At 60.3% G+C, this 25,183-nt stretch carries 26 protein-coding genes; 12 read left to right on the top strand and 14 right to left on the bottom strand.

The genetic code is table 11. The annotated features are described in order from the left end of the window. Nucleotides 1-9 precede the first annotated feature (9 nt). Nucleotides 10-321 carry an Mpo1-like protein gene (locus ACP6KB_RS20075; protein ID WP_442109032.1) on the bottom strand — a complete coding sequence of 104 codons (312 nt, stop codon included), beginning with the start codon at nucleotides 319-321 and terminating at the stop codon, nucleotides 10-12. Between the two features lie 160 nt (nucleotides 322-481). On the opposite strand from ACP6KB_RS20075, the gene ACP6KB_RS20070 reads away from it, so the two are divergent. Next, nucleotides 482-1,573 carry an AraC family transcriptional regulator gene (locus ACP6KB_RS20070; RefSeq protein ID WP_442109031.1) on the top strand — a complete coding sequence of 364 codons (1,092 nt, stop codon included), beginning with the start codon at nucleotides 482-484 and terminating at the stop codon, nucleotides 1,571-1,573. On the opposite strand, the gene ACP6KB_RS20065 is transcribed toward ACP6KB_RS20070, so the two are convergent. Continuing rightward, nucleotides 1,530-2,984 (bottom strand): TrkH family potassium uptake protein, encoded by a 1,455-nt coding sequence (locus ACP6KB_RS20065; RefSeq protein ID WP_442109030.1) that lies wholly within the window; start codon nucleotides 2,982-2,984, stop codon nucleotides 1,530-1,532. The two genes, ACP6KB_RS20070 and ACP6KB_RS20065, sit on opposite strands and share 44 nt — an antisense overlap. Before the next feature lie 100 nt (nucleotides 2,985-3,084). On the opposite strand from ACP6KB_RS20065, the gene ACP6KB_RS20060 reads away from it, so the two are divergent. Then, complete coding sequence (locus ACP6KB_RS20060; protein ID WP_442109029.1) at nucleotides 3,085-3,639, top strand: nitroreductase family protein; 555 nt, start codon at nucleotides 3,085-3,087, stop codon at nucleotides 3,637-3,639. A 73-nt stretch (nucleotides 3,640-3,712) separates the two neighbouring features. Here ACP6KB_RS20060 and ACP6KB_RS20055 read toward each other — a convergent pair whose 3' ends face one another. The 6 genes from ACP6KB_RS20055 to ACP6KB_RS20030 all read right to left on the bottom strand — a co-directional run bounded on the left by ACP6KB_RS20055 (nucleotide 3,713) and on the right by ACP6KB_RS20030 (nucleotide 7,745). Beyond that, a complete protein-coding gene (locus ACP6KB_RS20055; protein WP_442109028.1) occupies nucleotides 3,713-5,029 on the bottom strand; it encodes an ATP-binding protein in 1,317 nt (438 codons plus the stop codon). A gap of 65 nt (nucleotides 5,030-5,094) precedes the next feature. Further along, complete coding sequence (locus ACP6KB_RS20050) at nucleotides 5,095-5,508, bottom strand: Spy/CpxP family protein refolding chaperone (RefSeq protein WP_442109027.1); 414 nt, start codon at nucleotides 5,506-5,508, stop codon at nucleotides 5,095-5,097. Nucleotides 5,509-5,627: 119 nt separating this feature from the next. After that, the gene (locus ACP6KB_RS20045; protein WP_442109026.1) at nucleotides 5,628-6,305 is read right to left on the bottom strand and encodes a response regulator transcription factor; all 678 of its coding nucleotides are present in this window, start codon (nucleotides 6,303-6,305) and stop codon (nucleotides 5,628-5,630) included. A gap of 7 nt (nucleotides 6,306-6,312) precedes the next feature. Then, a complete protein-coding gene (locus ACP6KB_RS20040) occupies nucleotides 6,313-6,717 on the bottom strand; it encodes a translation initiation factor 2 (RefSeq protein WP_442109025.1) in 405 nt (134 codons plus the stop codon). A gap of 118 nt (nucleotides 6,718-6,835) precedes the next feature. Beyond that, nucleotides 6,836-7,135, bottom strand: a complete 300-nt coding sequence (locus ACP6KB_RS20035) for a YciI family protein (protein ID WP_442109024.1) — start codon at nucleotides 7,133-7,135, stop codon at nucleotides 6,836-6,838. A gap of 1 nt (nucleotide 7,136) precedes the next feature. Further along, nucleotides 7,137-7,745: a septation protein A gene (locus tag ACP6KB_RS20030; RefSeq protein ID WP_442109023.1), complete on the bottom strand. Its 609-nt coding sequence runs from the start codon at nucleotides 7,743-7,745 to the stop codon at nucleotides 7,137-7,139. A gap of 66 nt (nucleotides 7,746-7,811) precedes the next feature. Here ACP6KB_RS20030 and ACP6KB_RS20025 point away from each other — a divergent pair, with 66 nt between their 5' ends. From ACP6KB_RS20025 to arfB, 7 genes are all read left to right on the top strand, one after another. Beyond that, nucleotides 7,812-8,675, top strand: a complete 864-nt coding sequence (locus ACP6KB_RS20025; protein ID WP_442109022.1) for a PHP domain-containing protein — start codon at nucleotides 7,812-7,814, stop codon at nucleotides 8,673-8,675. A gap of 13 nt (nucleotides 8,676-8,688) precedes the next feature. Then, entirely contained in the window at nucleotides 8,689-9,318 is a 630-nt protein-coding gene (locus ACP6KB_RS20020; RefSeq protein ID WP_442109021.1) for an L-threonylcarbamoyladenylate synthase, read from the top strand. 128 nt (nucleotides 9,319-9,446) lie between these two features. After that, nucleotides 9,447-10,145, top strand: a complete 699-nt coding sequence (locus ACP6KB_RS20015; RefSeq protein WP_442114347.1) for a segregation and condensation protein A — start codon at nucleotides 9,447-9,449, stop codon at nucleotides 10,143-10,145. A 14-nt stretch (nucleotides 10,146-10,159) separates the two neighbouring features. Next, a complete protein-coding gene (gene scpB, locus ACP6KB_RS20010; protein ID WP_442109020.1) occupies nucleotides 10,160-10,948 on the top strand; it encodes an SMC-Scp complex subunit ScpB in 789 nt (262 codons plus the stop codon). Between the two features lie 100 nt (nucleotides 10,949-11,048). Continuing rightward, on the top strand, nucleotides 11,049-12,113 hold the full coding sequence (rluB, locus tag ACP6KB_RS20005) for a 23S rRNA pseudouridine(2605) synthase RluB (RefSeq protein ID WP_442109019.1): 1,065 nt from the start codon (nucleotides 11,049-11,051) through the stop codon (nucleotides 12,111-12,113). A 694-nt stretch (nucleotides 12,114-12,807) separates the two neighbouring features. Then, nucleotides 12,808-14,226, top strand: a complete 1,419-nt coding sequence (locus ACP6KB_RS20000; RefSeq protein WP_442109018.1) for an amino acid permease — start codon at nucleotides 12,808-12,810, stop codon at nucleotides 14,224-14,226. 550 nt (nucleotides 14,227-14,776) lie between these two features. Then, nucleotides 14,777-15,190, top strand: coding sequence for an alternative ribosome rescue aminoacyl-tRNA hydrolase ArfB (arfB, locus tag ACP6KB_RS19995; RefSeq protein WP_442109017.1), 414 nt, complete (start codon nucleotides 14,777-14,779; stop codon nucleotides 15,188-15,190). Here the strand turns inward: arfB and ACP6KB_RS19990 are convergent. The 5 genes from ACP6KB_RS19990 to phhA form a co-directional block, all read right to left on the bottom strand. Beyond that, on the bottom strand, nucleotides 15,184-16,389 hold the full coding sequence (locus tag ACP6KB_RS19990; RefSeq protein WP_442109016.1) for an MFS transporter: 1,206 nt from the start codon (nucleotides 16,387-16,389) through the stop codon (nucleotides 15,184-15,186). The two genes, arfB and ACP6KB_RS19990, sit on opposite strands and share 7 nt — an antisense overlap. Nucleotides 16,390-16,488: 99 nt before the next feature. Beyond that, on the bottom strand, nucleotides 16,489-16,617 hold the full coding sequence (locus ACP6KB_RS19985) for a hypothetical protein (RefSeq protein WP_442109015.1): 129 nt from the start codon (nucleotides 16,615-16,617) through the stop codon (nucleotides 16,489-16,491). 218 nt (nucleotides 16,618-16,835) lie between these two features. Continuing rightward, the gene (locus ACP6KB_RS19980; RefSeq protein ID WP_442109014.1) at nucleotides 16,836-18,029 is read right to left on the bottom strand and encodes an amino acid aminotransferase; all 1,194 of its coding nucleotides are present in this window, start codon (nucleotides 18,027-18,029) and stop codon (nucleotides 16,836-16,838) included. Further along, nucleotides 18,029-18,385, bottom strand: a complete 357-nt coding sequence (locus ACP6KB_RS19975; RefSeq protein WP_038613492.1) for a 4a-hydroxytetrahydrobiopterin dehydratase — start codon at nucleotides 18,383-18,385, stop codon at nucleotides 18,029-18,031. Before ACP6KB_RS19975 ends, ACP6KB_RS19980 begins: the two co-directional genes overlap by 1 nt. 42 nt (nucleotides 18,386-18,427) lie before the next feature. Next, nucleotides 18,428-19,216: a phenylalanine 4-monooxygenase gene (gene phhA, locus ACP6KB_RS19970; RefSeq protein ID WP_442109013.1), complete on the bottom strand. Its 789-nt coding sequence runs from the start codon at nucleotides 19,214-19,216 to the stop codon at nucleotides 18,428-18,430. A 292-nt stretch (nucleotides 19,217-19,508) separates the two neighbouring features. Here phhA and ACP6KB_RS19965 point away from each other — a divergent pair, with 292 nt between their 5' ends. Then, nucleotides 19,509-21,068, top strand: coding sequence for a sigma-54-dependent transcriptional regulator (locus tag ACP6KB_RS19965; RefSeq protein WP_442109012.1), 1,560 nt, complete (start codon nucleotides 19,509-19,511; stop codon nucleotides 21,066-21,068). Nucleotides 21,069-21,180: 112 nt separating this feature from the next. Here ACP6KB_RS19965 and ACP6KB_RS19960 read toward each other — a convergent pair whose 3' ends face one another. Then, nucleotides 21,181-21,441: a DUF2790 domain-containing protein gene (locus tag ACP6KB_RS19960; protein ID WP_442109011.1), complete on the bottom strand. Its 261-nt coding sequence runs from the start codon at nucleotides 21,439-21,441 to the stop codon at nucleotides 21,181-21,183. A 404-nt stretch (nucleotides 21,442-21,845) separates the two neighbouring features. Between ACP6KB_RS19960 and acs the strand changes: the two genes are divergently transcribed. Then, a complete protein-coding gene (gene acs, locus ACP6KB_RS19955) occupies nucleotides 21,846-23,807 on the top strand; it encodes an acetate--CoA ligase (protein ID WP_442109010.1) in 1,962 nt (653 codons plus the stop codon). Nucleotides 23,808-24,338: 531 nt separating this feature from the next. Beyond that, nucleotides 24,339-25,124: an ABC transporter substrate-binding protein gene (locus tag ACP6KB_RS19950; RefSeq protein WP_442109009.1), complete on the top strand. Its 786-nt coding sequence runs from the start codon at nucleotides 24,339-24,341 to the stop codon at nucleotides 25,122-25,124. Nucleotides 25,125-25,183: the final 59 nt, after the last annotated feature.

Raw genomic sequence — 25,183 nt, 5'->3', positions numbered from 1 at the left:
GGGGCACAATCAGAAGGACACTTTACCGCGCAGCATGTCGCGGTACATGGCGAAGTCGCCAATCAGGCTGTACAGCGGATAAGTGAAGGTGGCGGGGCGGTTTTTCTCGAAAAAGAAATGGCCGATCCAGGCGAAACCGTAGCCGGCAAACGGTACCGCCAGCAGTAGCAGCCACTTGCCGCTTCCCAGGGTAAAGGCGAGTAAAGCGATGACCAGGGTAGTGCCGACGAAGTGCAGGCGTCGACAGGCCGGGTTGCTATGTTCTTGTAAATAATACGGATAGAACTCGGCGAAACTGTGAAATTGCTGAGGACTGCTCATAACCCAACTCCCAAGGCTCACGATAGGGACGAAGATGCACGACGTGGAGCCTGAACTGAGTCTAGAGTGAGTAAAATCGTTGGGCAGTGACAATTGGCGCCAATTAAGTATCCTTTGCGTTCGCCGCAGGAGCGGACAGCCTGAACATAAGAAGCCAGCCATGAGCGAGAGAACCACGTCAGCAAGCTGGGCATCAGGGATCGTCAAGGCACTCGAGCTGGAAGGGCTGGATTGCCGCGCCATGTTCAAACAGCTCGGTCTGGACTTTGCCGCGCTGGATGACCCCGACGCTCGCTTTACCCAGGACTCCATGACCCGTCTGTGGCAGTTGGCGGTCGAGCTTTCCGGCAATCAGGCCATTGGCCTGAACATGGCCAGGGTGGTTCGGCCGGCTTCATTCCATGTCGTGGGTTACGCGTTGATGTCCAGCCGCACCCTGGCTGAAGGGTTCGAGCGCCTGGTGCGCTACCAGCGCATCATCGCCGAAAGTTCCGATCTGAGTTTCACCCTGGGGCCGGAAGGCTACGTTTTGGTCCTTACCGTGCACGGTGACCATCTGCCGCCCACCCGCCACAGCGCCGAAGCCTCATTGGCGTGTGCGCTGTCGCTGTGCAGCTGGCTCAGTGGGCGGGTGATACAACTGCGACGCGTGCTGATCCAGGGGCCGCAGCCGTTGGATGTCACACCTTACAAAACCGCCTTTCATGCGCCACTGGTGTTTGGGGCGGCCCATGATGCGCTGGTGTTTGAGCGCGCCGACATGGAGGCGCCGCTGCCGACCGCTAACGAAGCCATGGCCATACTGCATGATCGTTTTGCCGGCGAGTACCTGGCGCGTTTCTCCGAAAGCCGGGTAACCCATCGTGCTCGCCAGGTGTTGTGCCGGGTGTTGCCACAAGGCGAACCCAAGCGCGAGATGGTTGCCCAGGCCTTGCACCTGTCGCAGCGCACCCTGCAACGTCGGCTGCAGGAAGAGGGCACCAGTTTTCAGACGTTGCTCGACGATACCCGTCGTGAGCTGGCGGAACAGTACCTGGCGCAGCCCACTATGACCCTGCTGGAAACTGCCTACCTGCTGGGGTTTGCCGACCCAAGCAACTTCTTCCGCGCCTTTCGCCGCTGGTTCGACCTGACGCCGAGCGAGTATCGCACGCGTATGGGCGAAGGCAGTGTCGCGCCAGCGCCCGAGCAGGGCGCTGAAGCCGTGGTCAGTGACGCCAGAACGCCGGCATACACAGCACCAGCACCGTAATGATCTCCAGGCGGCCCAGCAGCATGCCGCCTGCCAGAATCCACTTGGCCGCATCGGGCAGGGTGGCGAAGTTACCGGCCGGGCCAATGGTTTCACCCAGGCCCGGGCCAACGCCGGAGACGGTACTGGCGGCGCCGGTCAATGCCGTCATCCAGTCAACGCCGAGCAACGACAGCAGCAGTGCGATCACGCAAATGGTAATGGCGAAGAAAAACGAGAAGGTCAGAATCGACCGGACGATTTCTTCGTCCAGGCGGTGGCCGTTGTATTTCTGCTTGATCACCGCGCGCGGGTGAATCAGCTGATTGAGGTTGGCCTTGAGCAGGATGTAGGCCACCTGGAAACGGAAAATCTTGATCCCGCCAGCCGTCGAGCCGGAGCAACCGCCGACGAAGCCCAGGTAGAAAAACAGCATCAGCGAAAAGTTACCCCACAGGCTGTAGTCGCCCAGGGCAAAGCCGGTGGTGGTGACCACCGAGGTGACGTTCAGCGCCACGTGGCGCAAGGCGTCGAGCCAGTGCAGTTTGGTCGTCGCCCAGTACCAGGTGCCGAGCACCAGCCAGGTCACCACCAACATCAGCAGCAGGCCCTGGACCTGTTGGTCCTTGATCAAGGCTTTGCGGTTGCCGCGCAGGGTCGATACATACAGCGCAAACGGCAAGCTGCCGAGGATCATCACCACCACCGCCACCCAGTGCACGGCGGGCTGCTGCCATTTGGCCAGGGACTGGTCGGAGGTGGAAAACCCGCCGGTGGAAATCGCCGACATAGCGTGGTTGATGGCGTCGAACACGTTCATCCCCGCCAGCCAGAACGCCAGCCCGCCCAGGGCGGTGAAGCCCACATACACGGCAACGATCGACTTGGCGACCATGTGCGAGCGTGGCATGACCTTTTCCGAGCGGTCCGAGGATTCGGTCTGGAACAGGCGCATGCCACCGATGCGCAGCAGCGGCAGAATGGCCACGGCCATGGCGATAAAGCCGATGCCACCCAGCCAGTGCAGCAGCGAGCGCCACATCAGAATGCCCGGTGACATGCTGTCCAGACCACTGAGCACGGTGGCGCCGGTGGCGGTGATGCCGGACATGCTTTCGAAGAATGCGTCGGTGTAGCTGATGTGTTGGGTGAGCAGAAACGGCAGGGCCGCAAAGATGCACACCACCAGCCAACTGCTGACTGTCAGCAGGTACATGTCCCGTGGACGCAGATGGACGTGCTCAGGGCGCCCTTGAAGCACCAGGGCCAGCCCGGCGACAAAGGTGATCATGCTGGCCCAGAGGAACGATGGCAGGTCGCCTGTGCGATCGAAGATCACCAGGGTGGCCATGGGCACGACCATGCTGATCGCCAGGGTGATCAGGAAGATGCCGATGATGAAACCAATGATCCTTAAGGTCGGCAACGCCATGTGATCTGCTCTGACTCGTAACGGAAGGGCGCCATTCTACCTATGGACCTTTTTAAGTAAACGCTAGAATAGCTGCACATTTCTCTTTAGGGGGTAGCCGATGGAGGCTCTCGACGCATTGCTCAACCGTGTTTCCGTACCACGCCTGGTCGAACCTGCGCCCAATGCCGCACAGCGCGAGGCACTGTTTCAGGCCGCCTTGCGGGCGCCGGACCACGGCCAATTGCGGCCTTGGCGCTTCCTGACGGTCGAGGGTGAGGGGCGGGTGAAGTTGGGCGAACTGTTTGCCGACGCCGTCAAAAGCAAAGGCGATGCCAGCGCCGCCGACCTGGACAAGGCCCGCGCCATGCCACTGCGTGCGCCGTTGCTGGTGGTGGTGATTGCGCGCTTGCAGGATCACTTCAAAGTGCCGGTCTCGGAGCAGCGTCTGGCGGCGGGGTGTGCCGCTCACGGCATTCTGCTGGCGGCCCATGCTCAGGGCGTTGGGGCGGTTTGGCGTACCGGTGATTTGGCGTACAACAAGCAGGTTGCTGCGGGTTTGGGTTTGGGTGAAAAGGAAGAAATCGTGGCGTTCCTGTACGTGGGGACGCCGCAAACTGAACCGCGCACAGCGCCGGTGCTGGCTACTGCGGACTTTGTGACAGCCTGGGGTTGAGGGCTGATCGCGGGGCAAGCCCGCTCCTACAGGTTTTGTAGGAGCGGGCTTGCCCCGCGATGCGATTTACCCATCAACCACGCAACTCCAACCGAGCCACAAAGCCACCCTGCGGATGATTCTCCAGTGTCAGGCTACCGCCATGACGCTCGGCCGCCTTGCGCGCAATGGCCAGCCCCAGGCCGTGGCCTGCCGCGCTTTGCCCCGGCGCACGAAAGAACGGCTCGCCCAACTGCGCCAGGTGCTCCACGGCCACCCCCGGCCCATGATCACGCACACTGAGCACGATGCGCTCAGCGTCTTGTACCACCGTGACCTCGATCGGCTGCCCCGGCGGGTTGAAGCGCAGGGCGTTGCGCAGCAGGTTGTCCAGCGCCCGTTCGATCAGGGTTGGCCAGCCTTGCAGGGTTAGCCCGCTTTGCAAATTCAGCTGTATCAGTTGGTCTGGGGCATTGAACTGGGTTTCCTTGTAAACCGCCTGCACCAGGGCATCCACATCCACCGTTTCCGCGCGCGCTTGCTCGGCATCGACCCGCGCCAGTACCAGAATCTCGCTGATCAACGCTTCCAGGCGATCGCACTCGCGGGTCAGGCGTGGCCACAAGGCCTGGCGCTGTTCCGGTTCTGCCCGCTCGGCCAGGGCCAGCGCAATGCGCAGGCGGGCCAAGGGTGAGCGCAGTTCATGGGAAACGTCGCGCAACAACTGGCGCTGGCTGCCGATCAAGCTCTGCAGGCGTGAGCCCATGCGGTTGAAGTCATTGGCCAGCACGCCAAATTCGTCACGCCGGTTGGCCAGGCGCGCCAGGCTGTTTTGCTGGTAGGTGGTTTGTCCAAGGTCATGCACCGCACCGCGCAGGCGGCTGAGCGGGCGGGTAATCGAAAGCGTTACAAACAGGCTGAACAAGGTCAGTACCACCAGCGCAATCCCCAGGGCACTCAGCGGCCACAACAGGCTTTCGCGGTGCCAGGCGTCGAGTTCCGGGTGCGGAATGCGGTAGATCAACAGGTAGGTGTCGCCGCTCTCGGGGCTGGTGTACTCCTCGGTCAGGCGGCGCCAGGGCAAGCGTCGATCGTCGTTGTGACGGCGTGCCTCGAAGGCTGCTGCACGGCGTGGAAAGGTCCCGGGGACCACCGCGTCGCCGCTGTCGTTGAGTACCTGTACGTCGATGTTGTAGCGGTGCTTGCGCCGTTCCAGAAAGCGTTGAGCCGCCTCCACCCCTTGCTGTTCGTAGAGCTGGGTCCACTTCGGCGCCAAGGTGTTGAGGCCCGGGTGGCGGCTGAGAATCCAGGCATCCTGGTTCAACATGTGCCCGAGCAGGATCGACAAACCCGCGACCAGGGCAATGGCCAGCCAGAAACTGGCAAGGATGCGCCAGAACAATGAACGCAAGGCAGGCTCCTTAACGGCAAAAAAACCGGCCTGCGCAGGGGCAGGCCGGGCGGGTGGTTGTCAGCTTACTGGGCCTTGGTAGCTTTTTCAGCTTTCCAGGCTTTGAACTCGCTCCATTCGGCGCGGCGTTGGTCTTGCTCTTTCTTCAGCTCATCGAACTTCTTCTGCTGATCAGGCTTGAGCAGGGCACGGATATCGGCCTGGGTCTTGTCGCGCTTGGTTTGCAGCTCGTCTTTCAGGGCTTTCTGGTCGGCTGCCGGGAGTTTTTCCAGGTAGCGCTTGGTGATTTCCTGACGGCTTTTCATCTGCTCGCCCATCAGTTTGCCGATTTGCTGACGCTGTTCGCGGCTCAGGTCCAGCTGGGCGAAAGGCGCTCCACCGCGGTGGTGATCGCCGTGGCGCGGGCCGTCTTCTGGCATGGCCATAGCGACGGTCGGCAGTGCGGCAGCGAACATCAGGGCGATAAGGGTCTTGCGCATGGTGTCTCTCCTTTCAAGGGCCGGTGATTACCGGATGAGCCCAGTTTAGGGAGATCAAGGTCAGCGGCGGTCAGGCAAGGGTAAAGCTTCGGTAAAGATGCCCCGGCGCGTTGCTGACATTACAGGCTGTAATAGTAACCACGGCTGCGCAGGGCCACGATGCGCGGGCGGCCATCGGGGTGCGGGCCGATTTTCTTGCGCAGGTTGCTGACGTGCATGTCCAGGCTGCGGTCGTACAGGGTGAGTTTGCGGCCCAGGGCAATTTGCGCCAGCTCCTGTTTTTCCAGCGGTTCGCCCGGCTGTTTGAGCAGGGCTTCAAGAATACGGCTCTCGGACAGGGTCAGGGTCAGCTCATGTTCGTCGATGCTGACCACGCCACGGGCGGGGCTGAACGACAGGTCGCCCACTTCGATCTGGCTGGGTGTGGCGTTGGGATGGCTACGGCGCAGCACGGCGCGCAGGCGCGCGGTCAGTTCACGTGGGTCGCACGGTTTGGCCAGGTAGTCATCGGCGCCCAGTTCCAGGCCGAGAATCCGGTCGAGCGGTTCGCCACGTGCCGACAACATCAGCACCGGGAGTTCGGTGTGCTCATGGCGCAATTGCTTGAGCAGCTCCAGGCCGCTGCCATCGGGCAGCATCACATCCAGTACCACTGCTGCCGGCGCCTGCTCGGCCAGTGCCTTGCGGGCGCTCTGACCATCGTGGCAGGCGCGCACGACAAAACCTTCCTGGGTTAGCCAGCTGCCGAGCAGCTCGCACAGTTCCTGGTCATCATCAATCAGTAACAGCTCGCTCATGACTCACTCAATTCAACCATTGCCGACGCTTTCTGTGTCCGCCGCTGGCAAAGATACCGCAGAGTGCGGCAAAGAGGGCAACTGCACCGCCAATCACGAACCATTGTTGCTGGTCGGTGATCAGGCGTTGCGGGGCATTGGCCTGGAGTTCCTTGAGGGCCAGCTTCAAACGCTGGTTTTCCTGGCGCAGGCGGGTGAGCTGGGCGCTTTCGCGCTCGCTGTCGGCATTGTGCAGTTGTTGGCTCAGCGCTTCGCGCAGGCGTTCGCTTTCCTGCAGGCGTTGTTGCAACTCGGTGATCTGGCTGCCCGCACTGAGCGACAGCGGGGTGCTGGAGGTAGCGGGCTCTTCGGCCTGGGCGAGCGGGGTCAGCAACAACAGGCACAGCAGCAGGGACAACGGACCTTGACGCATTGGAACTCCTGATTCTTGTCGATTCAGCAGGTTGTCGGCTGACAGACGAGAATAATGAGCAGTTGCGTCGGTAAAAGGCAGGGAGCGGTGCGCGCAGTGGCGCACCGCGTACAGCAGGTTACGGCAGGACTTGCTTGAACGGCTTGACCACTACCTTGTCGTACACGCCGGCGGCGATGTACGGGTCGGCATCGGCCCACGCTTGTGCGGCGCTCAGCGACTCGAACTCGGCGACGATCAGGCTGCCGGAGAAACCGGCGGCGCCTGGGTCATTGCTGTCGATGGCCGGATGCGGGCCGGCCAGCACCACGCGACCTTGTTCTTTGAGCTGTTGCAGGCGTTCGATATGCGCCGGACGGGCGGCCAGGCGTTTTTCCAGGGAGTCGGCAACGTCACTGGCAATGATGGCGTAGAGCATCTCAGTCCTCATGCTTCGGGGTGGTAGGCGGGGTTGTCGGGTCGCTGTCGTGCAGGTGGCGGGACAGGTAGAAGCCCTGGCCTACAAGGAACAGCACGGTCATGCCGAGGCTGCCGAACACCTTGAAGTCAACCCAGATGTCCTGGAAGGTGAAGGCAACAAACAGGTTGGCGGCGCCGCAGAACAGGAAGAACACGATCCAGGCCAGGTTCAGGCGAGTCCAGACGGCGTCTGGCAGGCTGATGGCATGGCCCATGATGCGCTTGATCAGCACGCGGTCGCCGATGAAGTGGCTACCGGCAAACGCCACGGCAAACAGCCAGTTGACCACCGGGGCTTTCCATTTGAGGAAGGTTTCGCTGTGGAAGGCCAGGGTCAGGCCGCCGAACACCAGGCAGGCGATCAGCGTCAACCATTGGCCCTTTTCCAGCTTGCGCTGGCGGATGAACAGCGCGCCGTAGACCACCACCGAGCTGATGATCAGCATCGCTGTGGCACTGAAGATGCCTCCAAGTTCGAAGCTGTGTCCGGCGAATTCGACGGCGCGAGGTTCGAGTTTGAAGACGATGAAAAACAGGAGCAGCGGGATGAAATCGATGAATTGTTTCACAGTGGCAGCCAGAAGCAGGATGTGACGGCATAATAACAAACATCAATGACAGCGAAAGCGCCACCTATGAATGTTGATCTGCACTGCCACAGTACGGCCTCCGACGGCGCCTTGTCGCCGACGGCACTGGTCGCCCGGGCCCATGAGCACGGCGTGCGGATGCTCTCGCTGACCGACCACGACACCCTTGAAGGCCAGCAGGAGGCCCGCGCCGCAGCCCTGACTCTGGGCATGCAGTGGGTCAGCGGTATCGAGCTATCGTGCACGTGGGGTGGCGCGACCATCCATGTGTTGGGTTACAACTTTGCCCTGGACGCTGCGCCTTTGCTTGAAGCGGTTGAATCGCTGCACCGTGGGCGCTGGCTGCGCGCCGAAGAAATCGACCGACGGTTGGCGCTCAAAGGCATGCCGGGTGCGCTCGACGGTGCGCGGCTCATCCAGCAGGAACTGGGTGACAGCGGAAACGCCCCAGCGCGCCCGCATTTTGCCGAGTTCCTGGTGCGTGCAGGCTTTGTAAAGGACCGTTCCGAGGCGTTTCGCAAGTGGCTGGGCGCCGGCAAGCTGGGTGACGTCAAACTGCACTGGCCGACCCTGGACGAGACCGTGCAAACCCTGCGCAATGCCGATGCCTGGGTCAGCCTGGCGCACCCGATGCACTACGAATTAACCCGCAGCAAGCGCCGACGGCTAATTGCCGACTATATTCAAGCAGGCGGCCAGGCACTGGAAGTGGTCAATGGGATGATGCCGGCCGAGCAGGTGGGGACCATGTCCATCCTCACCCGTGAGTTCGGTCTGCTGGCCAGTGCCGGCAGTGACTTCCATGGCCCCGGCACCTGGGGCGAGATCGGTGCCTACCGGCCACTGCCAGAGGATCTGCCACCTTTGTGGCGTCGATTCAAACATGAGCAGCCTATCGCGGCCGACTGAACAGGAAGAGCATGTGAGTCAATTTTTCCAGATTCATGCGGAGAATCCGCAGCCGCGCCTGATCAAACAGGCCGTGGAAATCATTCGTAAGGGCGGTGTGGTGGTGTACCCCACCGACTCGGCCTATGCCATAGGCTGTCAGATCGGTGACAAGAGTGCCGTGGAGCGGGTTCGTCGCCTGCGACAGCTGGACAAGACCCATAACTTCACCCTGATGTGTTGCGACATGTCTCAGCTGGGTGTGTTCGCCAAGATCGACACCGGTATTTTCCGCATTCTCAAGGCCCATGTGCCGGGCCCGTACACCTTCATCCTCAACGGCACGCGTGAAGTGCCACGCCTGCTGCTGCATGAAAAACGCCGCACCATCGGCTTGCGCGTGCCGCAAAACCCCATCCTGCTGGCGCTGTTGGCAGAGCTTGGCGAGCCCTTGATGAGCGTCAGCCTGATTCTCCCGGGTGATGAAGAACCTATGACCGACCCCTATGAGATCCGTGAGCGACTTGAGCACCATGTCGATCTGATCATCGATGGCGGCTTCGGTGACCTCAAGGCCTCCACCGTGATCGACCTGACCGGCGATGAACCGGAGGTCATTCGCGTCGGTTGCGGCGATCCGGCACCGTTCATGGTTGAAGCGTGACCCAGGCCCCCACTACCGAGCAGAGCGTCGACCCTCAGGCAGGCGCGCAGCAGGAACTGCCGCTGGTATTGGTATATGGCGAAGCCATGACCGAAATGCCGGTCGACCTGTACATCCCGCCCGATGCCCTGGAGGTCTTCCTCGAGGCCTTCGAAGGGCCGCTGGACCTTTTGCTTTACCTGATCCGCAAACAGAACATCGACATTCTCGACATTCCGGTGGCGGAAATTACCCGCCAATACATGGGCTATGTCGAGCTGATGAAGTCGGTGCGCCTGGAGCTGGCGGCCGAGTACCTGGTGATGGCGGCGATGCTGGCGGAGATCAAATCGCGCATGCTGTTGCCGCGTTCGGCTGAAATCGAGGAGGAAGAGGGTGATCCGCGTGCCGAGTTGATCCGCCGGCTGCAGGAGTACGAGCGCTTCAAGGCCGCCGCCGAAGGCATCGATGGCTTGAGCCGGGTAGGCCGCGAGATTATCGTGCCGCGCCTGGATGCACCGCAGGCCAAGGTGCGCAAGCTGCTGCCGGAAGTCAGCCTGGAAGAGCTGCTGCTGTCGATGGCCGAGGTCATGCGCCGTGGTGACTTGTTCGAAAGCCACCAGATCAGCCGTGAGGCGTTATCGACCCGTGAACGCATGAGCGAGGTGCTGGAGCGCCTCAAGGGCGGTGGCTTTGTACCGTTCGTCGAGCTGTTCAGCGCCGAAGAAGGCAAGCTGGGTGTTGTGGTGACCTTCATGGCAATTCTTGAGTTGGTGAAGGAATCCTTGATCGAACTGGTGCAAAATGAGCCTTTTGCGCCGATCCACGTCCGCGCCCGGGCTGAGTGACCACGAGCAACGCCATGAACCTGACCGATCCGCGCGACCTGGCGCCCCTGCTTGAAGCCTTTTTACTGGCCTCGGGAAAACCGCAATCATTGGAGCGCCTGTTCGAACTCTTCGAAGAAGCTGAGCGCCCTGAACCCGCTGTGTTCAAGAAAGCCCTGGAAGTGCTGCGCAAGTCCTGCAATGGCCGTGCGTTTGAACTCAAGGAAGTGGCGTCGGGCTATCGCCTGCAAATTCGCGAAGACTACGCCCCCTGGGTAGGGCGATTGTGGGAAGAGCGGCCACAGCGATACTCGCGCGCCCTGTTGGAGACCATGGCCCTGATTGCCTATCGCCAACCCATTACCCGCGGCGAAATCGAAGATGTGCGCGGCGTGGCGGTTAACAGCAACATCGTCAAAACCCTGCTGGAGCGCGAGTGGATTCGTATTGTCGGCTACCGTGAGGTGCCGGGCCGCCCGGCGATGTTCGCCACCACCAAGGCTTTCCTCGATCACTTCAACTTGAAGAACCTCGACGACTTGCCAGCCCTGGCCGACTTGCGCGAAATGGAGCCTGAACCGCTGCTGGAGCTTGATGACGCACCGGTACCGGAGCACCTGCAGGCCTTGGCCGATGAAAGCGCCGAGCCGCAGGCAGCGCCTGAGGAAACCAGTTTCCGCAGCCTGCTGGTCGAGCTCGATGCGATGGAAGAGGGGCTCAAGACCGACTTTGACGATTTGCTGGAAGAAGAGCCTGCAGTTGAAGAAACCCAGGTTTCGGACGCAGAAGGCGAATCAGCCGCCGACCTGAAGAATTTCAGCTAGTCTCAGGTGCGCTTACGGCGCGATCAGCGTATGATTCGCGACCTTTTTGGCGCTCGTTCGCCTGAATCAGCTTTCAATATGTACACCGGGAGGTGCCCAGATGAGTGATAAAGACCTGCAAGAAACCCAACCATTGCCACCCTCAGGCGAGAAACTGCAAAAGGTTCTCGCGCGTATCGGCGTGGGTTCGCGCCGTGACGTCGAGGCCTGGATCAGCCAGGGCCGGATCAAGGTCAATGGCGTAGACGCCACCTTGGGCCAGCGCGTCGACCTGCATGATGCCATTTCTGTCGATGGCCGCCTGATCAAGCGCGAAGAGTCTGCCGAGACCGTGCGTCGGGTAATCATGTACAACAAACCCGATGGCGAAATCTGCACCCGTGACGACCCGGAAGGCCGTCCGACCGTGTTCGACCGCCTGCCACGGCCTAAAGAAGGCCGCTGGATCAACATCGGCCGCCTGGACATCAACACCACCGGTTTGCTGATGTTCACCACCGATGGTGAGCTGGCCAACCGCCTGATGCACCCGTCCTACGAGATGGACCGCGAATACGCAGTGCGTGTACGGGGTGAAGTCGACGAAGACATGATCGAACGCCTCAAGGCCGGTGTGGTGCTTGAAGACGGCCCGGCGCGCTTTACCGACATCCAGGTAGCGCCTGGCGGTGAAGGATTCAACCACTGGTACCACTGCGTGGTGATGGAAGGCCGCAACCGTGAAGTACGTCGCCTGTGGGAATCCCAGGGCGTGGTGGTCAGCCGCCTGAAGCGCGTACGTTTTGGTCCGGTGTTCCTCAACTCCGACCTGCCGATGGGCCGCTGGCGCGAAATGAGCCAGCAGGAAGTCGACATCCTTGCTGCCGAAGTGGGCCTGACGCCGGTAGCGATGCCAGCGCTCAACCACAAGACCAAAGACAAGCTGGAGCGCCTGCAGCGCAAGTCCACCCGTCCATTGGGCCGTGGTGAGCGCGTACGGACCCTGCGCCCGGCGCACGACGGTGCCGCTGCTGAACGTCCGGCTCGCCAGCCGCGTGAAGAAGCGCCGCGCAAGGAGGGTGGCCGTGGTCGTAGCACCGTGGCTGAACGCCCAAGTGAAATGAACAAACGTGGCAAGCCAGCGCCAAAGCGCCCAGGCAGCACCCGTAACAAGCCACGGCCCTGACGGGTGTAGGAGCGGGCTTGCCCCGCGATAGCGATCTGTCAGTCTCATCGCATCGCGGGGCAAACCCGCCCCCACGTCGATCAAGCCAACCGTTAGGTTGGCTTTTTTTTGCCTGTAATTTCATCACCTTACGAACACGCTCGTCCGCCCTGGCAACTTTTTGCACCATCTTGTAAATAAATCGTTACAACTTGCCCCGCTGTGCATTGGTGTTTCCGCAGCCCGGCGCAGCTGTAAACAGAACTTGCCGGAAAAATCCGCCCAGCGGCATTTACGCACACCTCAGGTGCTTGCCCGCAACGCGCCGGGGCGGTGAGATGTGCGCATTGCCGAGTGCAAAGCCAGGCCGGAGAGCCGGGCATTCAATAAGAACAAATGGAGGCGCCATGCACGCCGATTACCTCCCCAGGCTTCATTCTTTCCTCAGGAACGGTGCGTTTTGTCATCAGACAATCACGCAACGTGTTGACCCCTGCGCGTCAGCAGGGGTATACAATGCGCCGCGTTTTACCTGTGACCCCAATGCGTACCGCGCACTCTTGCTGACACCCGGCTGATTCGCCCACGGCTTTTGCCCTGGAAGGGCAGCAGTTGTCCAAGATCCTCAAGGTAACCCCCTTGATAATTCCGCTGCGCCACGAGCGCGGTGGGTCCGATTCCGTCACAGATAAAAACAATGTAGGTGACTCCGTTCATGAGTGGACAAAACACGCATTCAGGCGAGCTGAAGCGCGGCCTGAAAAATCGCCATATCCAGTTGATTGCCCTGGGCGGTGCAATTGGTACCGGGCTGTTTCTGGGATCGGCTGGCGTGATGAAGTCGGCGGGCCCGTCGATGATTCTCGGCTATGCGATCTGTGGTTTCATCGCTTTCATGATCATGCGCCAGCTCGGCGAAATGATCGTCGAAGAGCCAGTGGCCGGTTCGTTCAGCCACTTCGCGCACAAATACTGGGGTGGTTTTGCCGGCTTCCTGTCCGGCTGGAACTGCTGGGTCCTGTACATTCTGGTCGGTATGTCGGAGCTGACTGCCGTCGGTAAGTATGTGCACTACTGGTGGCCGGAGATCCCGACCTGGGCCTCGGCTGCAGCCTTCTTCATCCTGATCAACGCCATCAACCTGGCCAACGTCAAAGTGTTTGGCGAGGCGGAGTTCTGGTTCGCGATCATCAAGGTGCTGGCTATTGTTGGCATGATTGCCCTGGGTAGCTACTTGCTGGTCAGTGGTAGCGGTGGTCCGCAGGCTTCGGTGAGCAACCTGTGGGAGCACGGTGGCTTCTTCCCCAATGGCGTAAGCGGCCTGGTCATGGCGCTGGCGATCATCATGTTCTCGTTCGGTGGCCTGGAAATGCTCGGTTTCACCGCTGCAGAGGCCGACAAACCGAAAACCGTGATCCCGAAAGCGATCAACCAGGTGATCTACCGTATCCTGATTTTCTACATCGGTGCCCTGGTGGTACTGCTGTCGCTGACCCCGTGGGATAGCCTGGTGAGCAGCCTCGATGCCTCCGGTGGCACCTATGGCGCCAGCCCGTTCGTTCAGGTGTTCTCGTTGCTCGGAAGCGATGTCGCTGCGCACATCCTCAACTTCGTGGTGCTGACCGCCGCGCTGTCGGTGTACAACAGCGGTACCTATTGCAACGCCCGTATGCTCTACGGCATGGCCGAGCAGGGTGACGCTCCGGCAGGCCTGGCGAAGATCGACAAGCGTGGTGTGCCGGTGCGTTCGATCCTGGCTTCGGCGGCGGTGACGCTGGTGGCAGTACTGCTGAACTACTTCATCCCGCAGCATGCGCTGGAGCTGCTGATGTCGCTGGTGGTAGCTGCCCTGGTGATCAACTGGGCGATGATCAGCTACTCGCACCTCAAGTTCCGCCAGCACATGAACAAGACTGGCCAGAAGCCGCTGTTCAAGGCGCTGTGGTACCCCTATGGCAACTACATCTGCCTGGCCTTCGTGGTGCTGATCCTGGGCATCATGCTGCTGATCCCGGGTATCCAGGTGTCGGTGTATGCGATTCCGGTGTGGCTGGTGGTGATGTATGCCTGCTATGCACTGAAGAACAATCGCAGTGCCCGTCGCCTGCCTGAGGCGAACGCTGCAACCAAGTAAGCTGCAGTGAACAGCAAAAGCCCGGCCTAGCGCCTTAATGAAGCGCACTTAAGAAAAACGCCGCGATCCTGATGAGGTCGTGGCGTTTTTTTTAGGGGGCACGGATTGCCGGGGAGATTGGCTTTGGCTTTGTGTTTGCGAATGTGGGCTTATCCATTCAGTGTGGCGGCTGTGCTGGCCCCTTCCGCCCTTACGGCGGCCTCCTTTGCTCTTGGTGTATGGAGCGGACACAGGGTGGGAGCGGGCTTGCCCCGCGATTTGCAATATCGCACCAGATCGCGGGGCAAGCCCGCTCCCACCGCGATCCGGAAGTCGCTAAGTTACGGGTGGCGCCTGGGCTGGCGTTAGTTTCGCTTGTCTCGGTTGGTGTGACCTGTAGGCTTGTCGCTTGTCGTTTTCGCCGTAAAGGCGGAAAGGACCAGTGGAGCCGCCACACTGAATGGATAAGTTCACATCCTCAAAGCCAATGACGTAAATGAACAGTATTACGGCCTAGCGCCGGGCTTTTGCTTTTGCGGTATCCTCATGGCCTTGTCAGGCCTGTGAATCGATGTTGATCATTTCCAATACCGTGCAGATTCCCGATCAGGAAATCGAGCTCAATGCCATCCGCGCCCAGGGTGCTGGCGGGCAGAACGTCAACAAGGTTTCCAGCGCGGTACACCTGCGCTTCGATAGCCAGGCCTCGTCGTTGCCGCCTTTCTACAAGGAGCGCTTGCTGGCCTTGCGCGACAGTCGCATCACCCGTGATGGGGTAATCGTGATCAAAGCGCAGCAGTACCGCACGCAGGAACAGAACCGAGCGGATGCGCTGGAGCGTCTGCGTGAGCTGATTGTGTCGGCGGTCAAGGTGGAGAAAGCACGCCGCCCAACCCGGCCGACGCTGGGCTCGAAAACCCGACGCCTTGACTCCAAGGGCAAGCGTGGGGCGATCAAGGCCGGGCGTGGCAAGGTCGATTACTGAAGCGGTTGTGAGGTGTGTGCGGGTTGTAAGCGGGCTTTACGGTACAGGTAAAGGCTCAGCAGCAAGCCGCCCAGGGCAGCGATAGCGGCGAACAGGAAGATCGAGGCAAAACCGAAGCCGGCAGCAATGGCGCCAGCCAGCGGCCCGGTGATGCCCAGCGACAGGTCGATAAACAGCGAGTAAGCGCCCACCGCCGCGCCACGGTTGGCGGCTGGGACCAGGTTCACCGCCTCTACACCCAAGGCTGGAAACACCAGGGAAAAGCCGAAACCGCTGAGCGCTGCACCGGCCAGCGCAAGCTCGGCGGTGGGCGCCTGCCAGAGCAGGAGCAGGCCCACGGTCTCGACCGACAGGCAGGCGATCGCTACCCGGTAGCCACCGATGCGGTTGATCAGGTTGCCGAACAGCAGGCGTGCGCCAATGAAGCAGGCGCCGAACAGGCTCAGGCACAGCGCTGCGTTGTTCCAGGTGTGGCTGGCGTAGTACAGGGTGATGAAGGTGGCGATGGTGCCAAAGCCGATCGAACCCAGGGCCAGCCCGGCGCCGTGGCCGAAAACCCGCCCGAGCACATGCAAAAAGGGCAAGCGCACGCCAGCAACAATCGGTGCGGCGGTTTTCGGCCAGGCCAGCGCTAACCCCAGCAGGCACAGCAGGATAATACTGGCGCCCATGCTCCACAGCCCTAGTTGCTGCACCAGTACCACGCCCAGCGGTGCGCCAATCGCCAATGCGCCATAACTGGCAATGCCGTTCCAGGAAATCACTTTGGCGGTGTGCTCGGCGCCCACCCGACCGATCCCCCAGCCAATCGAGCCAGAACCCACCAGGCTTTCAGCGCTGCCCAGCACCAGGCGGCCGATCAACAGGCTGCCCAGGCTCAACCACGGCGCATGCTGCAGCCAGGCTGAAAGCAGCATGAACACACCACTGAGGCCGCATCCGGCCAGGCCATACAGCACCGCGCGCTTGCTGCCCAGGTTGTCGATGATGCGGCTGGCGTAGGGGCGGCTGAGCAGGGTGGCCAGGTACTGCACGCTGATGACCAGGCCGGCGACCACCGCGCCGAAGCCCAGGTCGTTATGCACATAGCCGGGCAGCACGGCCAGGGGAATGCCGATGTTCAGGTAGCCAATAAAGGTGAAGAGGACGATGGAGACGACTTGCAGGGTGACCGCAAGGGGGCGCGGTGAATGGGGCATGGGCGGGGATTCGTCGGTGAGGATTCTTGACGGTGTGAAAACGAATAGACGGGGTAGTCCCTGCATCAGCCGTTTTCACACAGTCTGACTGTTGCGCGGTTATTCCTGGTCGGCGCTGGGGTTTTCGTCGCCGTCGTGGTCAGCCTGGGCTGCTTCGGCGCTGTGAGTGGCAGGTGTCTGCTCTTCTGGGTTCAGGCTTGGGAAGGGAAGATTCGGGATTTCATGCATCTCGTCGTTCCTCGCAAGTTGTGTGGAAAGGCTGCGCAAGGCGCGCGTGGCTTGTAAAAAGCCTGTGCAGGATACAGGAGTCTGGATGACAGTATGAATTTTCCTGCTTAGTGGCAGGTGAGAGGGCGGACTCACCCTGTAGGAGCGGGCTTGCCCCGCGATAGCGATTTGTCAGTCAGATCGCATCGCGGGGCAAGCCCGCCCTCACAGGATGTGGTTCAGCGGCAGACGTCAGCGATGGCTGCAGCCAGTGCACCCAGGCGGGTGGCATCGGCGCCAGCGATGTTCGCCCGGCCGGTACCGACCATGTACACGCTGTGCCGTTCACGCAGTTGCTTGACCTGCTCCGGCGACAGGCCGGTGTAGGAGAACATGCCGCGTTGCGCAGCAATGTGAGCAAAGCGTTCGCTCAAGCCGTGCGGCGCCAGTGCTTCGACCAGGCCGATACGCAGCTCGGCAATGCGCTGGCGCATGGCCTCGACTTCTTCGACCCACAACTGCTTGAGTGCGGCATCGCCAAGAATCAGGGCGACCACTGCGGCCCCGTGATCCGGCGGCGTCGACCACAGGTTGCGTGCCAGCCATGCCAGTTGGCTGCGTACATCCAGCAGCTTTTCGGCATCGTGGCTGCACACCAGCAGCGCGCCGGTGCGGTCGCGGTACAGACCGAAGTTCTTCGAGCAGGAGCTGGTGATCAGCAATTCGGGCAGTTCGGCGGCAAACAACCGCACCGCCCAGGCATCCTGTTCCAGGCCGTCACCAAAGCCTTGATAGGCGAAGTCGATCAGTGGCAGCAACTCGCGACGGCGAACCACTTCCAGCACTGCACGCCAGTCATCCTGAGACAGGTCGAAACCAGTCGGGTTGTGGCAGCAGGCATGCAGCAGCACCACGTCGCCCTTGGGTGCAGCTTCCAGGCTGGCCAACATACCGCCGACGTCGAGGCGGTTATCGGCACCGACGTAAGGGTAGTGGCTGACCTTGAGGCCGGCACCGGCGAAGATGGTTTCATGGATCGGCCAGGTCGGATTGCTCAACCAGATGCCACGGCCGGGCAGGCAGTGTGCAATGAACTCCGCCGCCAGGCGCAGGGCGCCGGTGCCACCCGGGGTTTGGGTGGCGCCGGCACGCTTGGCGGCCAGTACTGGTGACTGGCTGCCGAGCACCAGCTCGCTGATCAGGCGGCCGAAATCGGCATCGCCATGACCGCCGACGTAGCTTTTGCTGGACTGTTGGTCGAGCAGGCGCTGTTCGGCGAGTTTGACTGCAGCAGGGACCGGCGTCAGGCCCTGGGCGTCCTTGAATACGCCCACACCGAGATCGAACTTGTGCGGGTTACTGTCGTTGGCGTAAGCCTCCATCAGCCCCAGAATCGGATCGCCAGGTACGCGCTCAATCGCGCCGAAGTGCATTACTTGCGACCTTCGGCGGTTTTGGCGACCTCGTCGGTGCGCGCGGCCATGATGAAGTCGTTGCGGTGCAGGCCTTTGATCGAGTGGCTCCACCAGGTCACGGTGACTTTGCCCCACTCGGTCAGCAGGCCTGGGTGATGGCCTTCGGCTTCAGAGATCTCGCCAACAGCATTGGTGAAGGCCAGGGCGTGTTTGAAATTCTTGAACAGGAAGACTTTTTCCAGCTGCATGATGCCGTCGCGGACTTCGATGTTCCAATCCGGGATCTGCTTGATCAGTACCGGCAGTTCTTCATCGCTGACCTGTGGAGCATCGGCACGGCAGGCTTCGCAGTGGGCTTGGTTCAAGGCGTTCATAAGGTTTTCCGCAAGTGGTTTGTTATTGGTTTGCAAGGTGGCTCAGGCAGCAACCTTAGGTGGAAATTTCGGTGCGTGCAGGCCTATCTTCATCGCCGCGTGGACCATGCCCATGATGTCTTCGTGGGCCAGGTCGAACAGGCGCTTGAGGTTCGGCAGGGCAAAGTACAGTGGTTGCAGGATGTCGATGCGATATGGCGTGCGCATGGCTTCCAGCGGGTCGAAGGCCTGGTGCTCTGGCTCTTCAGACAAGCTGTACACAGTCTCTTTAGGTGAGGACAAGATGCCGCCACCGTAGATCTTGCGACCTTGTGGCGTGTCGACCAGGCCGAACTCGATGGTCATCCAGTAAAGACGGGCCAGGTATATACGTTCTTCTTTGGTCGCCTGCAGGCCGAGCTTGCCGTAGGTGTGGGTGAACTCGGCGAACCATGGGTTGGTCAGCAGCGGGCAGTGGCCGAAGATCTCGTGAAAAATGTCCGGTTCCTGCAGGTAGTCGAGCTCTTCTACGGTACGAATGAAGGTCGCAACCGGGAAGCGCTTGCTCGCCAGCAGTTCGAAAAAGGTTTGGAAGGGGATCAGCGCAGGCACGCGGGCAACTTGCCAGCCAGTGGTGGCGCCCAGCACTTTATTGATTTCGCCCAGCTGTGGGATGCGGTCGTGTGGCAAGCCCAGTTGTTCGATGCCGTCCAGGTATTCCTGGCATGCACGGCCCTCGATCACTTTCAGTTGGCGGGTAATCAGGGTGTTCCACACCGCATGTTCTTCTTGCGGGTAGTCGATAAACCCTTGCGCATCGGGCTCGCGAGCCACGTATTGCGTCTGTTTCATACTGCTCTCCTGCTGAGGGCCATTCTTGTTATGTGTTCAAGCCGTTGCTTAAGAGATAACCCGCAACGCGCTGTTTTGCATCGCTGCGACAGGGAGTAGGGCTGGCTAAACGGGGTGTTTTCTGTAACGATTATTTTACGAATTGGGCAAAAGGCTGAAATATCGAGGGGTAATCACCGTCGCTACGCCGCGTTTTGTCACGTAATCTTTACGGAAATTCTGCCGGATAAGCAAAAAGCTGTCTCCCCGGCAGCTGTTACGCCGCGTTCCAGACCTATTTGTAGGACATTTCATGCGTATCAAAGTGCATTGCCAAAACCGCATCGGCATCCTGCGTGACATCCTCAACCTGTTGGTGGAGTACGGCATCAACGTGGCCCGCGGTGAGGTGGGTGGCGAGCACGGCAATGCCATCTACCTGCATTGCCCCAACCTGATCAATCTGCAGTTTCAGGCCTTGCGCCCGAAATTTGAGTCGATTGCCGGGGTGTTCGGGGTCAAACGCGTGGGGCTGATGCCGAGCGAGCGGCGGCACATGGAACTCAATGCTTTGCTCGGGGCCCTGGATTTTCCGGTGCTGTCGATCGACATGGGTGGCTCCATCGTTGCGGCGAACCGGGCGGCGGCGCAGTTGCTCGGGGTGAGGGTGGACGAAGTGCCGGGCATCCCGCTGTCACGCTATGCCGAAGACTTTGATTTGCCTGAGCTGGTGCGCGCCAACAAGTCGCGTATCAATGGCCTGCGGGTCAAGGTCAAAGGTGATGTGTTCCTGGCCGATATTGCGCCACTGCAATCCGAGCACGACGACAGCGAAGCGCTGGCCGGGGCAGTGTTGACCCTGCACCGCGCGGACCGCATTGGTGAGCGCATCTACAACGTGCGCAAACAGGAGCTGCGCGGCTTTGACAGCATCTTCCAAAGTTCGCGGGTGATGGCGGCGGTGGTGCGCGAGGCGCGGCGTATGGCGCCATTGGACGCGCCACTGCTGATTGAGGGGGAGACCGGCACCGGCAAAGAGTTGCTGGCGCGTGCCTGTCACCTGGCCAGCCCGCGTGGGCAGGCGCCGTTGATGGCGCTCAATTGTGCCGGTTTGCCTGAGTCCATGGCTGAGACCGAGCTGTTCGGCTACGGTCCGGGGGCTTTCGAGGGCGCTCGGGCTGAAGGCAAGCTGGGGCTGCTGGAGTTGACGGCTGGCGGCACCCTGTTTCTCGACGGCGTGGGCGAGATGAGCCCGCGCTTGCAGGTCAAGTTGTTGCGCTTTCTGCAGGACGGCTGCTTTCGGCGGGTAGGCAGCGATGAAGAGGTGTACCTGGATGTACGGGTGATCTGTGCGACCCAGGTCGACTTGTCCGAGCTGTGCGCGCGCGGCGAGTTCCGTCAGGACCTTTACCACCGCCTTAACGTGCTGTCCCTGCATATTCCACCGTTGCGCGAATGCCTGGATGGCTTGCCACCGCTGGTCGAGCACTTTCTCGATCAGGCCAGCCGCCAGATCGGTTGCCCGTTGCCACGCCTGGCGCCAGCGGCAATGGAGCGTCTGAGTCAGTATCACTGGCCGGGTAACGTGCGCCAGTTGGAGAACGTGCTGTTTCAGGCGGTATCGCTGTGTGATGGCGGGGTGGTCAAAGTCGAACACATTCGTTTGCCCGACTATGGCGCGCGGCAACCGCTGGGCGAGTTTTCCCTGGAAGGTGATTTGGGCGAGATTGTCGGACGTTTCGAAAAAGCGGTGCTGGAACAATTGATGAGTGAGTTTCCAAGCAGCCGGGCGTTGGGTAAGCGCCTTGGTGTTTCACATACAACGATAGCCAACAAGTTGCGCGAACATGGAGTCGGCAAGTCGGCAGAATAACGGGATTAAAGTTTCAGGATTATTGAGGGTGGGTATAACAAAGGTGTCCTGAGTGTTTGAACCGCGCGCCCCGGTCAGGGTGATCGAGGCGCGGCGAGCGGTAATCGTTTGATTATCCGTTGGAGCAACCGTTGCCCATTACACGGTACTCAAGAATATGCCGTTGGCCCTGCGAGTCTTCATAGGTCATGCGCGCAGGCACCACTTCGCAGACGTTCGGGACTTCGCTCATGGAAATGACTTTGGCGATGTCCAGATGTTGCGAATAACTGTACTGTTCAACCGGAATCTGCTCGGCGCCACCGTTTGCAACTTCGTCGGCCAACGCCACGCTGCAAACACCGCCAAGTGCCAATACCAGTAAAGCTTTCATTTTCATTTTACCTGTCTAAGGTCGTAAGAGGGTGCGCGGCACTTGTGGCGCCGCGTGTACTACTAAAGTTCAACTATCACAGTTATCTCGGGATTAACGGCCTTCGTGGGGGCTGTTACAAGAAGTTAATCTCGATGCCGTTGCTGGCGGAGTGAATTTTAGGGGGCGGCGTCTAGCTGAAACAGATGACGTTTTGATAAACACTTTTAGCGAAAACTGTAACAATCGCTTACTTGGCGCGGCAGAAATATATTTTTTCCTGCGGGTGCCCGGTCTTGAGCCTGCGGTCAATTGCACGGGCGCAAATGAGCGTGGTGTTACTACCAACGTCGAATGGCCGGCGCGGTCTGGTACAGTTACAACGAGGTCATACAAAAACAACTATTACACCGAGGTAGATAAAGATGAGTGCGGCTCCCCTGTATCCCGTTCGTCCCGAGGTTGCGGCCACCACGCTGACTGATGAGGCGACCTACAAGGCCATGTACCAGCAGTCGGTGATCAACCCGGACGGCTTCTGGCGTGAGCAGGCGCAGCGCCTGGACTGGATCAAGCCCTTTACCAAGGTCAAGCAGACCTCCTTCGACGACCACCACGTCGATATCAAATGGTTTGCCGACGGCACTCTGAACGTCTCCTACAACTGCCTGGACCGCCACCTTGCCGAGCGTGGTGATCAACTGGCAATCATCTGGGAAGGTGATGACCCTTCCGAACACCGCAACATTACCTACCGCGAACTGCACGAACAGGTGTGCAAGTTTGCCAACGCCCTGCGCGGTCAGGATGTGCACCGGGGGGATGTGGTCACCATCTACATGCCGATGATTCCCGAGGCGGTTGTGGCCATGCTGGCCTGTGCCCGTATCGGTGCGATCCACTCGGTAGTGTTCGGTGGTTTCTCTCCTGAGGCATTGGCCGGGCGCATCATTGACTGTAAGTCGAAGGTGGTGATCACTGCTGATGAAGGCCTGCGCGGTGGCCGTCGTACGCCACTCAAGGCCAACGTCGACCTGGCCCTGACCAACCCGGAAACGGCCAGCGTGCAGAAGATCATCGTGTGCAAGCGCACCGGTGGCGACATTGCCTGGCACCAGCACCGCGACATCTGGTACGAAGACCTGATGAAGGTTGCTTCCAGCCATTGCGCGCCGAAAGAAATGGGTGCCGAAGAAGCGCTGTTCATCCTTTATACCTCCGGCTCTACCGGCAAGCCCAAGGGTGTGCTGCACACCACCGGTGGCTATCTGGTGTACGCCGCGCTGACCCACGAGCGGGTGTTCGACTACCGTCCGGGCGAGGTGTACTGGTGCACCGCGGATGTGGGCTGGGTTACCGGTCACAGTTACATTGTCTATGGCCCGCTGGCCAACGGTGCGACCACCTTGCTGTTTGAAGGTGTGCCGAACTACCCGGACATCACCCGGGTGTCGAAGATCATCGACAAGCACAAGGTCAATATTCTCTACACCGCGCCGACTGCCATTCGCGCAATGATGGCTGAAGGTCAGGCGGCAGTTGCCGGTGCTGATGGCTCCAGCCTGCGCTTGCTGGGCTCGGTGGGCGAGCCGATCAACCCGGAAGCCTGGAACTGGTACTACCAGACCGTCGGCAAGCAGCGCTGCCCGATCGTGGATACCTGGTGGCAAACCGAAACCGGAGGCGTGCTGATCAGCCCGCTGCCAGGGGCTACCGCGCTCAAGCCGGGTTCGGCAACGCGTCCATTCTTCGGTGTGGTGCCGGCGCTGGTCGACAACCTGGGTAACCTGATTGACGGCCCCGCTGAAGGCAACCTGGTGATTCTCGATTCCTGGCCGGGCCAGTCGCGTTCGCTGTACGGCGACCACGATCGTTTCGTTGATACCTACTTCAAGACCTTCCGTGGCATGTACTTCACCGGTGACGGCGCGCGTCGCGACGAAGACGGCTACTACTGGATCACGGGGCGTGTGGATGACGTGCTTAACGTTTCCGGGCACCGCATGGGTACCGCCGAAATCGAAAGCGCCATGGTTGCCCACCCGAAAGTGGCCGAGGCTGCGGTGGTGGGTGTGCCGCACGACATCAAAGGGCAGGGCATCTACGTATACGTCACCCTCAATGGTGGTGAAGAGCCAAGCGAAGCGCTGCGTCTTGAGTTGAAGAACTGGGTGCGCAAAGAGATTGGCCCGATTGCCTCGCCGGATGTCATCCAGTGGGCGCCAGGTTTGCCGAAGACCCGTTCAGGCAAAATCATGCGGCGTATCCTGCGCAAGATTGCTACTGCTGAGTACGATGCGCTGGGAGATATCTCGACCCTGGCTGATCCGAGTGTGGTGCAGCATTTGATCGATACGCACAAGTCGATGAATCTGGCTTCGGCCTGATCAAGCATCGCGGGGCAAGCCCGCTCCCACAGAGTAGATCCTGTAGGAGCGGGCTTGCCCCGCGAAAAGAGCCCCGCAATGCGGGGCTTTGTGCATTCTGTTACTTCGACAATCATCGGTAACCTTAACTGTCACCGCCTAAGCTCAGTAACGGGGCGTAGGGAAACGTTTCGCCCGCAATCAGTGCAACCTCGCCACCGATTTAAACAAGCTGAAACGCTACGCTTGCCGGATTAGAAGGCTTTGCCAATAATAGGCCCGCTTATTGCTTCGTTGATTGGTTATTTGTCTTTTTGCTTTTGCATATTCCGTGAAATCTGTCAATATCCCCGCCCCCGCGTTCCTGCGCTTCTGTAACTAGTTGTCGCATTGAAGAAATATCGGCTTCGGTGCTGTCGCTAAAATGCCGATCACTCGCTCGTGGTGTTGTCAGCCCTTTTGACTACGCTTCGCAGCTCGCGTTGTACCCATTCGCGAATCAGGTGGCTGTTATCCGTTGCCTGGTATTGCCCTTTACCGATGGAGTTCCAGATGAAGAAACTCGCACTGCTTGGCGCACTGGCGCTGTCCGTGTTTTCCCTGGCATCGCTGGCTGATGAGAAACCGCTGAAAATCGGTATCGAGGCCGCCTACCCACCGTTCGCCTCGAAAGCCCCCGATGGCAGCATCGTCGGCTTCGACTACGACATCGGCAACGCCCTGTGCGAAGAGATGAAGGTCAAGTGCACCTGGGTCGAGCAAGAATTCGATGGCCTGATCCCGGCGCTGAAAGTGCGCAAGATCGACGCCATCCTGTCGTCCATGTCGATCACTGAAGATCGCAAGAAGTCCGTGGACTTCACCGGTAAGTACTACCTGACTCCAGCGCGTCTGGTGATGAAGGAAGGCACCACCGTCAGCGACAACCTGGCTGAGCTCAAGGGCAAGAAAATCGGTGTGCAGCGCGGTTCGATCCACGACCGTTTCGCCAAGGAAGTCCTGGCTCCGCAAGGCGCGACCATCGTTCCTTACGGCACTCAGAACGAAATCTACCTGGACGTAGCTGCCGGTCGCCTGGATGGCACCGTTGCCGATGCTACGCTGCTTGAAGATGGCTTCCTCAAAACTGACGCGGGCAAAGGCTTTGCCTTCGTTGGCCCATCCTTCACTGACGTGAAGTACTTCGGTGACGGCGTCGGCATTGCCGTACGCAAGGGCGACAAAGCCAACCTGGATCGTCTGAACGCTGCCATCGCGGCCATCCGCGCCAACGGCAAGTACAAGCAGATTCAGGACAAGTACTTCAACTTCGACATTTACGGCCCTGAAGCCAAGTAAATATCGACGTTTCACCTGTGTAATGGTGCAAGCAGCAGAGACTCTGAGGTTTGCACCAT

This window comes from Pseudomonas sp. NUPR-001 (assembly GCF_052147955.1).
Classification (GTDB): Bacteria; Pseudomonadota; Gammaproteobacteria; order Pseudomonadales; family Pseudomonadaceae; genus Aquipseudomonas.
The sequence above is the reverse complement of the archived record's forward strand: the minus strand, read 5'-3'. Positions and strand labels throughout refer to the sequence as shown.